This is a genomic window from Pedococcus sp. P2_E5 (assembly GCF_056403895.1).
In genome coordinates this window covers 15432-29306 of sequence record NZ_JBFUEP010000012.1, presented here as the reverse complement: position 1 = coordinate 29306, position 13875 = coordinate 15432, and the positions used below count along the sequence as shown (strand labels likewise).

General features: G+C 71.0%; 14 protein-coding genes. 6 read left to right on the top strand and 8 right to left on the bottom strand.

All coding sequences use genetic code 11. The annotated features are described in order from the left end of the window. The first annotated feature begins 11 nt into the window (after positions 1–11). Together sigK and AC1DVZ_RS05720 are read left to right on the top strand one after the other, a co-directional pair. The gene (gene sigK, locus AC1DVZ_RS05725; RefSeq protein ID WP_477617218.1) at positions 12–608 is read left to right on the top strand and encodes an ECF RNA polymerase sigma factor SigK; all 597 of its coding nucleotides are present in this window, start codon (positions 12–14) and stop codon (positions 606–608) included. Further along, positions 605–1390, top strand: a complete 786-nt coding sequence (locus AC1DVZ_RS05720; RefSeq protein WP_477617217.1) for an anti-sigma factor — start codon at positions 605–607, stop codon at positions 1388–1390. Before sigK ends, AC1DVZ_RS05720 begins: the two co-directional genes overlap by 4 nt. 157 nt (positions 1391–1547) lie before the next feature. Here the strand turns inward: AC1DVZ_RS05720 and AC1DVZ_RS05715 are convergent, their stop codons facing one another. Both AC1DVZ_RS05715 and AC1DVZ_RS05710 read right to left on the bottom strand, forming a co-directional pair. Beyond that, on the bottom strand, positions 1548–2411 hold the full coding sequence (locus tag AC1DVZ_RS05715) for an LLM class flavin-dependent oxidoreductase (protein WP_477617216.1): 864 nt from the start codon (positions 2409–2411) through the stop codon (positions 1548–1550). Between the two features lie 67 nt (positions 2412–2478). Then, positions 2479–3534 carry a Vgb family protein gene (locus AC1DVZ_RS05710; protein ID WP_477617215.1) on the bottom strand — a complete coding sequence of 352 codons (1056 nt, stop codon included), beginning with the start codon at positions 3532–3534 and terminating at the stop codon, positions 2479–2481. Positions 3535–3707: 173 nt separating this feature from the next. Between AC1DVZ_RS05710 and AC1DVZ_RS05705 the strand changes: the two genes are divergently transcribed. From AC1DVZ_RS05705 to AC1DVZ_RS05695, 3 genes are all read left to right on the top strand, one after another. Further along, the gene (locus AC1DVZ_RS05705) at positions 3708–4754 is read left to right on the top strand and encodes a zinc-dependent alcohol dehydrogenase family protein (protein ID WP_477617214.1); all 1047 of its coding nucleotides are present in this window, start codon (positions 3708–3710) and stop codon (positions 4752–4754) included. A gap of 22 nt (positions 4755–4776) precedes the next feature. Further along, positions 4777–5580 (top strand): spermidine synthase, encoded by an 804-nt coding sequence (locus tag AC1DVZ_RS05700; RefSeq protein WP_477617213.1) that lies wholly within the window; start codon positions 4777–4779, stop codon positions 5578–5580. 81 nt (positions 5581–5661) lie between these two features. After that, on the top strand, positions 5662–6696 hold the full coding sequence (locus tag AC1DVZ_RS05695) for a Gfo/Idh/MocA family protein (RefSeq protein WP_477617212.1): 1035 nt from the start codon (positions 5662–5664) through the stop codon (positions 6694–6696). Positions 6697–6857: 161 nt separating this feature from the next. Here the strand turns inward: AC1DVZ_RS05695 and AC1DVZ_RS05690 are convergent, their stop codons facing one another. The 4 genes from AC1DVZ_RS05690 to purS form a co-directional block, all read right to left on the bottom strand. Then, positions 6858–7220 carry a sterol carrier family protein gene (locus AC1DVZ_RS05690; protein ID WP_477617211.1) on the bottom strand — a complete coding sequence of 121 codons (363 nt, stop codon included), beginning with the start codon at positions 7218–7220 and terminating at the stop codon, positions 6858–6860. Between the two features lie 248 nt (positions 7221–7468). Then, complete coding sequence (purL, locus tag AC1DVZ_RS05685) at positions 7469–9784, bottom strand: phosphoribosylformylglycinamidine synthase subunit PurL (protein WP_477617210.1); 2316 nt, start codon at positions 9782–9784, stop codon at positions 7469–7471. Further along, the gene (gene purQ, locus AC1DVZ_RS05680) at positions 9781–10452 is read right to left on the bottom strand and encodes a phosphoribosylformylglycinamidine synthase subunit PurQ (RefSeq protein WP_477617209.1); all 672 of its coding nucleotides are present in this window, start codon (positions 10450–10452) and stop codon (positions 9781–9783) included. The genes purL and purQ overlap by 4 nt, the downstream gene beginning before the upstream one ends. After that, on the bottom strand, positions 10449–10733 hold the full coding sequence (gene purS, locus AC1DVZ_RS05675) for a phosphoribosylformylglycinamidine synthase subunit PurS (protein WP_477617208.1): 285 nt from the start codon (positions 10731–10733) through the stop codon (positions 10449–10451). Before purS ends, purQ begins: the two co-directional genes overlap by 4 nt. A 159-nt stretch (positions 10734–10892) precedes the next feature. Between purS and AC1DVZ_RS05670 the strand changes: the two genes are divergently transcribed. Then, entirely contained in the window at positions 10893–11312 is a 420-nt protein-coding gene (locus tag AC1DVZ_RS05670; protein WP_477617207.1) for a nitroreductase/quinone reductase family protein, read from the top strand. 89 nt (positions 11313–11401) lie between these two features. Here the strand turns inward: AC1DVZ_RS05670 and AC1DVZ_RS05665 are convergent, their stop codons facing one another. Together AC1DVZ_RS05665 and purD are read right to left on the bottom strand one after the other, a co-directional pair. Next, the gene (locus AC1DVZ_RS05665; protein WP_477617206.1) at positions 11402–12331 is read right to left on the bottom strand and encodes a phosphoribosylaminoimidazolesuccinocarboxamide synthase; all 930 of its coding nucleotides are present in this window, start codon (positions 12329–12331) and stop codon (positions 11402–11404) included. A gap of 101 nt (positions 12332–12432) precedes the next feature. Further along, the gene (gene purD, locus AC1DVZ_RS05660) at positions 12433–13716 is read right to left on the bottom strand and encodes a phosphoribosylamine--glycine ligase (protein WP_477617205.1); all 1284 of its coding nucleotides are present in this window, start codon (positions 13714–13716) and stop codon (positions 12433–12435) included. Positions 13717–13875: the final 159 nt, after the last annotated feature.

Genomic DNA, 13875 nt, shown 5'->3' with positions numbered 1-13875 from the left:
TGATGGTGTCCATGGCAGCAACCACCCCAGGTCCCGAACCGATCTGGGGAGGTGCTGCCGTGGGCACCGACCTCGCCGGCCTGTTGCGGGCCAGCGCCCTCGGTGACGAGGCAGCGTTCGCCCGGCTCTACGACGCAGTGTCCGCCCGGATCTACGGGTTGGTGCTCCGCGTGGTGCGAGACCCGGCGCAGTCCCAGGAAGTGGCCCAGGAAGCCTTGCTCGACATCTGGCGCACCAGCGCCCGGTTCGACCCCTCGCGAGGAAGCGCGGTCAGCTGGATGCTCACCATCGCCCATCGCAAGGCGGTCGACCGGGTGCGGTCGGCGCAGGCGTCGACAGACCGTGAGCACACCTACGGCTCACGCAACCAGGAGCGCACCTACGACGAGACGGCCGAGACGGTCGACCGTCGCCTGGACGCCCAACGCGTACGCAATGCCCTGGACTCGCTCACCGACACCCAGCGCAGCGCAGTCGAACTTGCCTACCTCGGCGGTTACACCCACACCGAGGTGGCCTCCCTCCTGGACGTGCCCCTCGGCACGGCCAAGACCCGAATACGAGACGGATTGATCCGCCTGAGAGACACCTTGGGGGTGCAGTCATGAGTGCCGACATCCACGGATTGGTCGGCGCCTATGCAGTCGATGCGATCGACGAGCAGGAGCGCAGCGCCTTCGAGCTGCACCTCGTCGAGTGCCCCGAGTGCCAGGCGGAAGTGGTCAGCCTGCGTGAAGCGGCAGCACAGCTGTCGTTGATGAGCGAGACGGCGCCTCCGTCGTCGATGCGCGACGCAGTGCTCGCCGGCATCCGGACGGTCCGCCCACTGCCCCCTCTGGAGGCGCAGTCCCGTGGCCAGGTCGCCTCTGGACCCGTTGCCGACGACTCGCCCACAGCTGATGCGCCGCCCCGGCCCGAGACCACCGTGCTGCACTTCCGCCCGCGTCGTCGCGTGACCACCTGGCTCGCGACCGCCGCAGCGGCTGCGGCCCTGCTCATCGGAGGAATCACCTGGAGTCCGTGGGACGACAGCTCCAGCGGCCAGGTGACCGCCTCGCAGGTGCTGCAGGCCAAGGACGCCCAGCGGTTCGAGCGGACCATCGGCGGGGCCAAGGCCACGATCGTGCGGAGCGCCTCCTTGGGCACCGCGGTCATCGTGGCGGACAACATGCCTGCCGCGCCGGACGGCAAGGACTTCCAGCTCTGGCTCAACCAGCCCAACAAGGGGATGGTCAGCGCAGGACTCATGCCTCACGGCACGGCTCCCACGGTGACGATGGTGCTCAGTGGTGACGCCGCCACGGCCACGGCCGCAGGCATCACCATGGAACCAGCGGGCGGCTCGGCCGCACCGACGTCAGCGCCGCTCGCCCTGTTCGCCTTCTCCTGACCGATCCCCGACTTCTGGCCACCCATGCCGCACCGAAAGGCCATCGGCCGGTCAGGTGCGGGATGGGTGGCCAGAAGTGCGAAAGGAGAGCGTGGCCTACCCGAGGCTGGCTACCCGAGGGACGGCCTAGCTGAGGCCGGCCTCACCTGAGGCCGGCCTACCTGAGGGACGGCAGCAGTCCGGCGACCTGCTCCAGGACGGCTTGACTGCCCGCGTAGACGCCCTCGGCCCGCGGCCAGTGCGTCACCGCGTCGGTGAACCCGAGCTCGCCGGCACGTCCCACCATCTCGGTGAACAGCTCGACGCTCTCGAGCGAGAAGCGCGGCGCCCCGTCGAGCGAGAGGTACCGGTCGAGCGGGACCCGACGTCCGGCAGCACCTTCGGCGTCGTCGAGCTTCGCGCTCAGCTCGGCGATCCCGGTCCACCACTGGTCGAGGGTCTCGCCCCCCTTGCCATAGGTCACCCACCCCTGGCCGTGGGCTGCAGCGAGCCGCAGCGAACGCGGGCCGTTGGCGGCGATCACGAAGGGCACCCGCGGCTGCTGGACCGAGCCGGGCAGGGTCCGCGCGTCGACGGTCCGGAAGTGACTGCCGTCGTGCGTGACGTGGTCCTCACGGAACAGCCGATCGAGCACGTCGACGAACTCGTGGAACCGGTCGACCCTCTCCTTGAGGGGTCGCTCCTCGCCGAGGATCGCGGCATCGAGGTCCCCACCCGTACCCAGCCCACAGATCAGCCGACCGTTCGAAATGTCTTCCAGCGCAAGCAGATCCCGCAGGAACACATAGGGGTGGCGGTAGTTGGGCGAGCTCACGAACGTCCCCAGCCTGATCGTCGACGTCGCCATCGCAGCGGCCGTCAACGTCGGCAGGGCACCGAACCACGTCGAGTCCTGCAGCCCCGCCCAGACCAGGTGGTCGTAGGTCCAGGCGTGGTCGAAGCCGTACTCCTCGGCCCGCCGCCACAGCGGCTCGGCCTCGGACCAGCGGTGCTCCGGGAGGATGGTGATGCCAAAGCGCATGCAGCGAGGGTATGCCGCGTGCTGACCGCCGCGCGCATCCGCACCGTCGTGCCCACCGCACCGGCACTCATCCCAGCGGGAGCCGGTAGACCAGGTCGAGGTCGTGTGCCGAGATCCACACGGCCGACTTGTCGGCAGCAACGCTCCCGCTGCCGCCCCGGGGGCCGTACCTCGCCACGACCGCGTTGGTCGCAGGGTCGATCTTCGCGACGAGCGCGTCAGTGACCCGCGCCCAGATGAAGCCGCCACCCACGGCGAGGTCGCCACCATCGACGGCACCGCTGTCGACCTTGATCGTCGCCGTCACCGCGTTGGTGGCGGGGTCGACGCGGGAGACCGTGCCATCGAGGTTGTTCTGTACCCAGACAGCGCCCTCACCCACGGCGAAGAAGCGTGCACCGGCGCCCACCTGCACCGTGGCCACGGTCTTCTGCGTGCGTGGGTCGAGCCGGAGGAGCTCGCCCCGGCTCGGGTCCGTGAGCCACAGTCCACCGAGTCCGGCCCTCGCGGCCACCACGGTGTCGGGAATCCTTGTCTGCGCCGTGACCTTGTTGGTCCGCGGGTCGATCCGCACCAGCTGGCGGGTCGGGGCGTTCCCGACGACCCAGACGCCGCCCTCGGCGCTGGCGACAGATCCCTCCTGCTCGATCGTCAGGCCGGGCAGCGGTATGCGGGCCACGACCTTGCCGGTGGCGGGATCGATGCGCAGCAGGGACGACGGGGTCGAACAGATGCCCACCCAGAGCGCGCCGAAACCGACGTCCATGGCCGTGCAGGTCTCGCCGTCGACCGGTACACCCAACAGCGGCTTGCCGGTGACGCCGTCGAGCTGCTGGACGACTCCCGAAGCCAGGGTGGTCCACGGCCGTCCGTCGACCACCTGCACCCAGTCCGCGTCCTTCACGACGAGAGCCGACCCGCCGGCCTCGAGGACGTCGGTGACGGGTGGCCACCCCGGAGTCGTGGGCACCGATGCGGTGGCGGGGGGCGCCGTCGAGGGCTGAGCGCGTGGCGGCGGGTCGGCCCCTCCTCCTGCACAGCCCGACCCCACGAGTCCGCAGAGGGCGACGAGCGCCCCCCAGACGGCGATGACGCCGCGACCTCGATCTCTCCCGATCGACATGGAGTCCTCCCTCGACTCATGAAGAGTGCCCGACCACACCACGATGACGGGCACTGTGCTGCGCGACGTCCGACCAGCGGCGTAGTTCCTGGGTGACGCGCCAGGCGCGCGCCGTTCCCGCAGGGGTGACCACGCGGCATACCGACGCCTTGGAGCGTGGCAGGCTGGCAGCCATGAAGGCCACGATCCTGAACGCGCCCCGCGACATCCGTGTCGAAGAGGTCCCCGACCCCCGCATCGCCAAGCCCACCGACGCGCTGGTGCGGGTCACTGCGGCCTGCGTGTGCGGCAGCGACCTGTGGCCGTACCGCGGGATCAACGCGGTGACCGAGCCGACGCGCATCGGCCACGAGTTCGTCGGCATCGTGGAGGAGGTCGGCGGCGACGTCCGCAGCGTGCGCGCCGGCGACTTCGTCATCGCGCCCTTCATGTACTCCGACAACACGTGTCCGCACTGCCGCGTCGGGATCCAGTCGCGCTGCGACCACGGCGGCTTCTGGGGCGGTCCCGACCGCGACGGCATCATGGCCGACGGCGGGCAGGGCGAGTACGTCCGCATCCCGCTCGCCGACGGCACCCTGGTCGCCACCCGAGAGGTGCCGGGCGACGACCTGGTCCCGAGCCTGCTCAGCCTGTCGGACGTGATGGGCACCGGCTGGCACGCCGCCGTCGCGGCCCAGGTGCAGGAGGGTGACACGGTCGTGGTCGTCGGTGACGGTGCGGTCGGCCTGAGCGGCGTCCTCGCCGCGGCGCGGATGGGCGCCGAGCGCATCATCGCGATGTCCCGCCACGAGTCCCGCCAGCGGATCGCGCGCGAGTTCGGCGCCACCGACGTGGTCGAGGTCCGTGGCGACGAGGCCGTCGCGGCGGTCAAGGAGCTGACCGACGGGGTGGGCGCGGACGCCGTGCTGGAGTGCGTCGGCACCAACGAGTCGATGTCGACGGCGATCGCTGCCGCGCGACCAGGGGCCACGGTCGGCTATGTGGGCGTGCCGCACGGGATCGAGTACCCCGTGCGGGACATGTTCGCGCGCAACGTCGGGATCGCCGGCGGGATCGCGCCGGCTCGCCAGTACCTCCCCCAGCTGCGTGACGACGTGCTGTCGGGGGCGATCAACCCCGGCCTCGTCTTCGACCTCGAGGTCCCGCTGGCCGAGGTAGCCGAGGCTTATGCCGCCATGGACGAGCGTCGGGCCGTCAAGTCCCTGATCCGTCCCTGACGCCGGCCGGAGTTCTGACGCGATGCAGGAGTTCCGCTTCGAGGTCGACGAACACGGCGGGAGCACCGTCCTCGTCGACGGCTACCCGCAGTCCTACGTCAGCCTGGGCGACCCCGAGCTCCTCGTCTTCGGCTACATCCAGCACCTGGCCGCCGTGCTCGACTCCCTGCCCGAGGGCCCCGTGGCGGTGACGCATGTCGGTGGCGCTGCGATGACGTTGCCGCGCTACGTCCACCACACCCGACCGGGCTCACCGCAGATCGTCCTCGAACCCGACGCGGCGCTCACCGAGGAGGTGCGGCGCGAGCTTCCCCTGCCGCGCGGGCACCGCATCCGGGTGCGTCCGCAGCGCGGTCGGGAGGGGGTGGCGGCCCTGAAGGACTCCAGTGCGGATGCGATCGTCGTCGATGCGTATGCCGACAGCCAGGTGCCTGCCGACCTCACCAGCTCGGAGTGGTTCGCCGACGTCGCGAGGGTGTTGCGTCCCGGTGGGGTCCTCGTCATGAACACCGCCGACGAGCCGGACCACCGGCACGTGGCCCGCGTCCACGCCGGTCTCGGACGCCACCTGCCGCACACCGCCGCGATCGCGCAGGTCGACATCTGGAAGCGGCGCCGGTTCGGCAACCTCGTGCTGGTCGGCTCCCGCCTTCCGCTGCCGATGGGCTCGATCGTGCGCAGCGTGGCGAAGGGCGCCTTCCCCAGCACCGTCCGTGAGGGTGCCGCGCTCACCCGGGCCCTGGGCTCGGGACGGCCGTTCACCGACGCCGATGCGGTTCCGACGCCCCCACCACCGACTCCTCCCGACGCGTGGCGGATCCGCTGAGCCAGCCGCGCCGTCGCTGCCCCGCCTGACACCTGCTGGATGCCGAGTGCGCGGTGACCGTCGAGCACCGATGATGGGTCGGTGCCGACCCTGACGCTGCCTCCGCCCCGCACGCCCGATCCGCGTGACGCGCCGACGCTCCGCTGGGGGATCCTGGCGCCGGGAGGCATCGCTCGTGCCTTCGCCAGCGCGCTTCAGGCCCGCACCGGCCAGCACCTCCAGGCGGTGGCGTCCCGCAGCCTGCCCCGCGCGCAGGACTTCGCCGCCGACTTCGGCATCGACACGGCCCACGGGTCCTATGCCGACCTGGTCTCCGACCCTGAGGTCGACGTCGTCTACGTCGCCTCGCCGCACTCGGAGCACCGCACCCAGGCGCTGCTGGCTGCCGGTGCCGGCAAGCCCGTGCTCGTCGAGAAGGCCTTCGCCCGCAACTCGACCGAGGCCCGCGACATCGTCGAATCAGCAGGCGCTGCAGGGGTTTTCGCCATGGAGGCGATGTGGACACGCTTCCTGCCCCACATCGACGTCGTGCGTCGCTGCCTCGAGGACGGGCTGCTCGGTGAGATCCACACCGTGCACGCCGACCACGGCCAGGCGCTGTATCCCGACGGCCCGCAACGCCTCGCCGACCCCGCCCTCGCCGGCGGAGCCATGCTCGACCTCGGGATCTATCCGGTGTCGTTCGCCCACTTCGTGCTGGGGGACTTCGTCGACGTGACCGCGACAGGGGTGCTCACCGACACCGGCGTTGACGCGCAGGCCGCCATCGGCGTCACGAGCGGCACCGGAGCGATGGGCGTCCTCGGCACCACGATGGTGACCAGGACCCCGACGACCGCGGCGGTCTGCGGCACGCAGGCCCGGTTGGAGATCAGCGGCCCGTTCTACGGGCCGCAGGCGGTGGTCAGGCTCGTGGCGAACGACGACACCGAGCTCGACCGCTACGTCAACGAGGACACCGAGCACGGGCTGCAGTTCGAGGCCGTCGAGGTGGCGCGTCGGGTCACCGCAGGCGAGGTGGAGTCGCCCCTGATGCCACACGCCGAGACCCTGAGGATCATGGACGCGCTCGACGACATCCGCGCCCAGATCGGGGTGCGCTACCCGGGCGAGTGATCCGGGCGAGTGATCCGGGCGGACCCGCTCTGCTCGACCCCGCGACAATCCGTGCCGGTGGTGACACTGATCGTCGCCGCCGAGGAACGACGCAGACGATCCGTGCCACCTACGCCACAGAGGAACGTGCCCGGGGTTGGCGCAGCTCTCAAGGCATCCAGTCAGACAAGCGGCAGGTATGCCGTGAGGTCGGCACGGTGGCCGCTCACCCGGAGGGTGCCTGCCTCCCAGGCGCCGTCCCAGCTCAGCGCACCGGTCGCGACGGCCAACCAGGTCTGCGCATCGGTCTCCACGACGTTGGGCGGGGTGCCGCGGGTGTGCGTGGTCCCCGCGATGCACTGCACCGCCCCGAACGGCGGCACCCGCACCTCGACGCTTCGCCCGGGCGCGACGACGGACAGCTCCTCCAGCGTGTAGCGCACCGCGGTTGCGAGGTCCTCCCGCGACGTCGACTGCCCCGCGGCCTGCCACGCCACCACGGCGGCGCGGCCGTCGAGGACGGGAACTCGGCGGCGCGGCGGCATACCGGCATCGTCGCACGAGGTTCCCGGGTGCCCGCAGTCGCATGGATATGGCCGTTCGGCGGGCGAAGATGAGTACTTCTACCCATCGACGCCGTCAGAGGTCGGACGTACTGTTCCTTGCGGGGACACACAGGGGAACGAACGGCCCGGACGCGTTGGGGGACGCGACCGGGCCGCTCGCGCGTCCCGGTTCGATGTGTTCGCGCCGGTGTTCACCGGCGTGTTCACATCGAACGGAGAGCGAGCTGTCAGCCGCCGAACACTGCTCGCAGGGTGCCTGTGTGCGCCTCGCGCAGGTCGGCCAGCGCCACCTCGAACTGGCCCTGGACGTCGAGGCCGTCGGTCTCGACGTCGACGACACCGATCCGGGCGTGCACCTGCCCACGGGCGGTGCACATGTCGGTGAACCGCACCTCCTCCGAGCGCGGCACCGAGACGATGACGCGGGCGGTGGACTCGCTGTAGAGCGCGGTGAACGGGTCGATTCCGTCGCGCTCGCAGACCTCGTCGAGCCAGATCCGGGCGCCGACGCCGTAGCGCATGGTCGCCTCGGCGAGGGCGATCGCCAGGCCTCCGTCGGACAGGTCGTGCGCCGCGTCGACGAGGCCGTCACGGCTGGCGTTGACGAGGATCTCCCCGAGCAGCTGCTCCGCCGCGAGGTCGACGCGCGGCGGCAGCCCACCGAGGTGCCCGTGCACGACGTGGGCCCACTCGCCGCCGGAGAGCTCGTTGCGCGTGGCGCCCAGCAGGTAGATGACCTGGCCGGCCGTCTTCCAGCCCGACGGGGTGCGTCGCGACACGTCGTCCATGACGCCGAGCACGCCGATCACCGGAGTCGGGTGGATCGCGACGTCGCCGGTCTGGTTGTAGAAGGAGACGTTGCCGCCCGTGACGGGGATGCCGAGCGTCTTGCAGCCCTCGGCGATGCCCTTGACGGCCTCGCGGAACTGCCACATCACGCCCGGGTCCTCCGGCGAGCCGAAGTTGAGGCAGTCGGTCACGGCGAGCGGGGTCGCCCCCGCCGTCGCGACGTTGCGGTAGGACTCCGCGAGCGCCAGCTGCGCCCCGGCATAGGGGTCGAGCTTGGCGAACCGGCCGTTGCAGTCGGTCGAGACGGCGACGCCGCGACCGGTCTCCTCGTCGACCCGCACCACACCGGCGTCGTCGGGCATCGCGAGTGCGGTGTTGCCCAGGACGTAGCGGTCGTACTGGTCGGTGACCCAGGACTTGTCGCACAGGTTCGGGGAGGCCAGCAGGGTGAGCAGGTCGGACTTGAGCCCGAGGCCGTCGACGGGACGTCCCAGGGTCTCGGTGCCGTTGGCCTGCAGGTCATCGAGGTATGCCGGCCGCTCCAGCGGGCGGTGGTAGGTCGGCCCTTCGTGGGCCACCGACCGCGGCGGCACGTCGACGATGACCTCGCCGTGCCAGGTGATGACCAGGTGCTCGCCGTCGGTGACCTCGCCGAGGACCGTGGCCTCGACGTCCCAGCGGTCGGTGATCGCCATGAACTCGTCGAGATGCTCAGGTGCCACGACCGCCATCATGCGTTCCTGGCTCTCCGACATGAGGATCTCCTCGGGCCGGAGCGAGGCGTCGCGCAGCGGCACGCGGTCGAGCTCGATCTGCATGCCACCGTCACCGTTGGACGCGAGCTCGCTGGTCGCGCAGGAGAGTCCCGCACCGCCGAGGTCCTGGATGCCGTCGACGACGTGCGCGGCATACAGGTCGAGGCAGCACTCGATGAGCACCTTCTCGGCGAACGGGTCGCCCACCTGCACCGCGGGTCGCTTGGTCGGGCCGCCCTCGTCGAACGTCTCGGACGCGAGCACCGAGACGCCGCCGATGCCGTCGCCCCCGGTCTTGGCGCCGAACAGGATCACCTTGTTGCCGACGCCGGAGGCCTTGGCGAGGTGGATGTCCTCGATGCGCATGGCGCCGACGCAGAGGGCGTTGACGAGGGGGTTGCCCTGGTAGCAGTCGTCGAAGACGACCTCGCCACCGATGTTGGGCAGGCCGATGCAGTTGCCGTAGCCGCCGACGCCCGCCACGACGCCGGGCAGCACGCGCTGGGTGTCGGGGTGGTTGAGGTTGCCGAAGCGCAGCGGGTCCATGATCGCGATCGGGCGGGCACCCATCGACATGATGTCGCGGATGATGCCGCCCACCCCGGTGGCAGCGCCCTGGTAGGGCTCGACGTAGGACGGGTGGTTGTGCGACTCGACCTTGAAGGTCACCGCCCAGCCGTCGCCGATGTCGACGACGCCGGCGTTCTCGCCGATGCCGACGAGCAGCTTCTCGCGCATCTCGTCGGTGGTGTTCTCACCCCAGAGGGAGAAGTGCACCTTGGACGACTTGTAGGAGCAGTGCTCGCTCCACATCACCGAGTACATCGCGAGCTCGGCGCTGGTGGGGCGGCGGCCGACGATCTCGCGGATGCTGGCGTACTCGTCCTCCTTGAGGCCGAGCTCGGCCCACGGCTGGTCCACCTCAGGGGTGTCGGCCGCGTGGGAGACGGTGTCGAGCGTGGGCTTGTGGAGCTGCGTGGTCGAGGGGTGTGCGGTCATGCGCTGGCCATTGCCTTCAGGACGGAGGTGAAGAACGGGAGCCCGTCGGTCGAGGGGCCGTAGCCCTCCTCGATGGCGTGCTCGGGGTGGGGCATGAGGCCCACGATGTTGCCGCGGTCGTTGGTGATGCCCGCGATCTTGCGGTACGAGCCGTTGGGGTTGTCACCGGCATACCGGAAGACGACGCGGCCCTCACCCTCGAGCCGGTCGAGCGTCGGCTCGTCGGCGACGAAACCGCCCTCACCGTTCTTGAGGACAATGGTGATCTCCTGGCCGGCCTCGAAGTCCGCGGTCCACGCCGTCTGGTTGTTCTCGACGACGAGTCGCTGGTCGACGCAGTTGAACTTGCGGTGGTCGTTGCGGATCAGCGCGCCGGGCAGGAGGTGCGACTCGCACAGCACCTGGAAGCCGTTGCAGATCCCGATGACCGGCAGTCCGCCCTGGGCCGCGGGGATGAGCGCGTCCATGACGGGCGCGAAGCGGGCGATCGCCCCGCACCGCAGGTAGTCGCCGTAGGAGAACCCGCCGGGCAGGACCACCGCATCGACGCCCTTGAGGTCGGCGTCGCCGTGCCAGAGGGTGACCGCCTCGGCGCCGACGGCGCGGACGGCGCGGGCTGCGTCGCGGTCGTCGAGCGACCCCGGAAACGTGACGACCCCGACCTTCACTGGTCGGGGTCCTGCGCGCGGACCTGCTCGGCGCCCTGCTCCGCCCGGACGGAGACGACGTCCTCGATCACGGGGTTGGACAGCAGCTTCTCGGCTGCCTCCGCGGCGGCGGCGAGGTGCTCGTGGGTGACCTCGCCGTCCACGGTGAGGACGAAACGCTTGCCCTGCCTCACCTCCGTGAACTGCTCGAAGCCGAGCCGGGGAAGGGCCCCGCCGACGGCTTGACCCTGGGGGTCGAGGATCTCTGGCTTCAGCATGACGTCAATGACGACGTGGCCCATTCGGGGGTCTCCTGGGAACAGCTCGGTGGCGCGGGAAGGAAGCGGCTGCAGTCTATCCGCGCCGCAGCAGTGGGTATGCCGCGCGGTCACCTCCCGGACGGCGGGTCGGCGTCCGGGAGGGACCTTTTCAGGCGTTCGGGCGCGCGGGACACTCTGGTCATGTCGATGGCCTCGTGGTCGACCAGGATGGGCGCGTGGATGTACCGCCGGCTGGACGGTCGCGCCATGGGCGGGACGAAGGATGCCCCGGTGGTCATGCTGACCACGCCCGGACGCCGCACCGGACTGCCACGCTCCACCTGCGTGAGGGCGATCCCGCGGCCCGAGGGCTACCTGGTGTGGGGCAGCGCTTCCGGCAGCCCGAGGGACCCCGACTGGTTCCGGAACCTGCGGGTGGCGGGCGCGACCGACCTGCAGGTGCGTGCCGAACACATCCGCGCATCAGCTCGCGAGCTCGACGCCGAGGAGCGCGAGCAGGCGTGGAACGACGTCATCCTGGCCCGGCTCCCGGGAGTCGCGAAGTACGCCCGCAAGGCGGGGCGGACCATCCCCGTGGCCGTGCTCACGCCTGAGGGCTGATCCCCCGGGCGGGCGGGTCCGGTCCACCGTGCGGTCGTGCGCGGCCGAGGGCGTGTCGGCCCGGAGGCCGGCCCTTGGGCGTATCCCTGTCAGCTGGCCGCGAAGGGGCGTCCGGTGAGGCGTTCGTAGGCCTCGACGTACTTGGCGCGGGTGCGCTCCACGACGTCGTCGGGCAGCGTGGGCGGGGCCTCGCCGGAGGCCTTGTCCCAGCCGCTGGCCGGGGAGATCAGCCACTCGCGCACGAACTCCTTGTCGAACGACGGCTGGGTGTGTCCGGGCTCCCACTGGTCGGCGGGCCAGAACCTCGACGAGTCCGGCGTCAGCACCTCGTCGGCCAGCACCAAGGTGTCGCCCTCGAGCCCGAACTCGACCTTGGTGTCGGCGATGAGGATGCCGCGATCGGCCGCGATCTCGTTGCCCCGCTTGAGGATCGCCACCGTCAGGTCCCTGGCCCGCGCGGCCAGGTCGGCACCCAGCTCACGCTCCACGGCGGCATACGGCATGGGTTGGTCGTGCTCCCCCACCGGCGCCTTGGTGGAGGGCGTGAACACCGGCTCGGGGAGCCGCGAACCGTCGACCAGACCAAGGGGCAGGGCCACGCCGCTGACGTGCCCGTCGGTGACGTACTCGCGAAGGCCACCACCGGTGAGGTAGGCCCGCGCGACGCACTCGACGGGGAGCATCTCCAGCCGCCTGACCAGGACCGCCCGACCAGCCACCTCCGCCGGGACGTCGGTCGAGAGCACGTGGTTGGGCACCACGTCGGCCAGCTGCTCGAACCACCACAGCGACAGCTGGGTCAGCACCGCACCCTTGTCAGGGATGGGGCTGTCGAGGATGAAGTCGAAGGCCGAGAGACGGTCGCTGGCCACGAGCAGGAGCTGGTCGTCGCGCGGCGTGCCGGACTCGTCCAGCGGCGCATAGAGGTCGCGGACCTTGCCCGAGTACACGTGGGCGTAGCCGGGGAGGGCGAGGGGCGCGGGCGCCGGATCGGTCGGGTCGGCGTGGGAGGACGTCATGGCCGACATCCTTCCACCCCACTTCTGGCCGCCCATGGCGCACGAAGCCCGCCGAATCCGGCCGGTGTGCCGCACTGGTGGCCAGAAGTGGGAGTTCTCGCTCAGCCGACGTGCAGCTCGTTGCGCTGGGCCGCGAGCGCGATGTCGGTGCGGTGGTGCGAGCCCTCGAGCTCGATGTGGTCGACGGCTTCGTAGACGCGTTCGCGTGCCTGGGTGAGGCTCTCGCCGAGCGCGACCACGGACAGCACCCGCCCGCCCGCGGACACCAGCACACCGTCCTGGTCGCGGGCAGTGCCCGCATGGAGCACGTATGCCGCGGGCACGTCAGCCGCGTCCTCCACGCCCGTGACAGGGTCGCCCGTCCGAGGGGTGTCCGGGTAGTTGTGGGAAGCCACCACGACCGTGATGGCATGCTGCTCCGACCACTTCAGGGGGCCGACGCGGTCGAGCTGACCGGTGGCCGCAGCCTTCAGCAGCCCCCCGAGCGGAGTCTGGAGCCGAGCCAGCACGACCTGCGTCTCGGGGTCGCCGAACCTGGCGTTGAACTCGATGACCCTCGGGCCGCGCGAGGTGATCGCCACCCCGATGTAGAGGACACCCACGAAGGGCGTGCCGCGGCGGGCCATCTCGTCGACGGTCGGCTGGGCCACGCGGCTGACCAGTTCGTCGACCATCGTGGGCGGCGCCCAGTCGAGCGGCGAGTAGGCGCCCATCCCACCGGTGTTCGGGCCCTGGTCGTCGTCACCGACCCGCTTGAAGTCCTGAGCCGGGGCGAGGGGGACGACGGTGCTGCCGTCGCAGAGGCAGAACAGCGACACCTCGGGGCCGTCGAGGAACTCCTCGATGACCACGGTGCCGCCCTCCTTGGCCAGACAGAGCTGCGCATGGGCCAGCGCCTGGTCGCGGTCGTCCGTGACGACCACGCCCTTGCCGGCGGCCAACCCGTCGTCCTTGACGACGTGGGGTGCGCCCAGTGCGTCGAGGGCGTCGGCGACCTCGTCGAGGGTGCTGCAGACCCGCGCCAGGGCCGTGGGCACGTCGGCCGCCGCCATGACTTCCTTGGCGAAGGACTTGCTGCCCTCCAGACGTGCCGCCTCGGCAGAGGGCCCGAACACCGCCAAGCCCTCCTCGCGAACGACATCGGCGACCCCTGCCACGAGCGGCGCTTCCGGTCCGATCACGACCAGGTCGACGGTATGCCGCCGGGCCAGCTCCACGATTCCCTCGCCGTCGAGCACCCCACCCGGGAGTGCCTCGCAGAGGGCGATGGCGTCCATGCCGGGGTTCCCGGGGGCGACGATCACCGCATCCACGTCCGGGTCGGCCCCCAGGGACTTGACGAGGGCGTGTTCGCGGGCGCCGGAACCGATGACGAGTACCTTCACGGGCCCCAGCGTAGAGAGTCCGCCGGGCGACGCCGAGAGGGGACGCGCGACCCGCCGCCGAACGACCAGGGTCGCCGGGACGGCGACCTGGCTGAGCACGACGCAGGCACTGCGATGGCGAGGGTGGTCGTCGCGCGGCATACGGGAAGGGCCGGACAT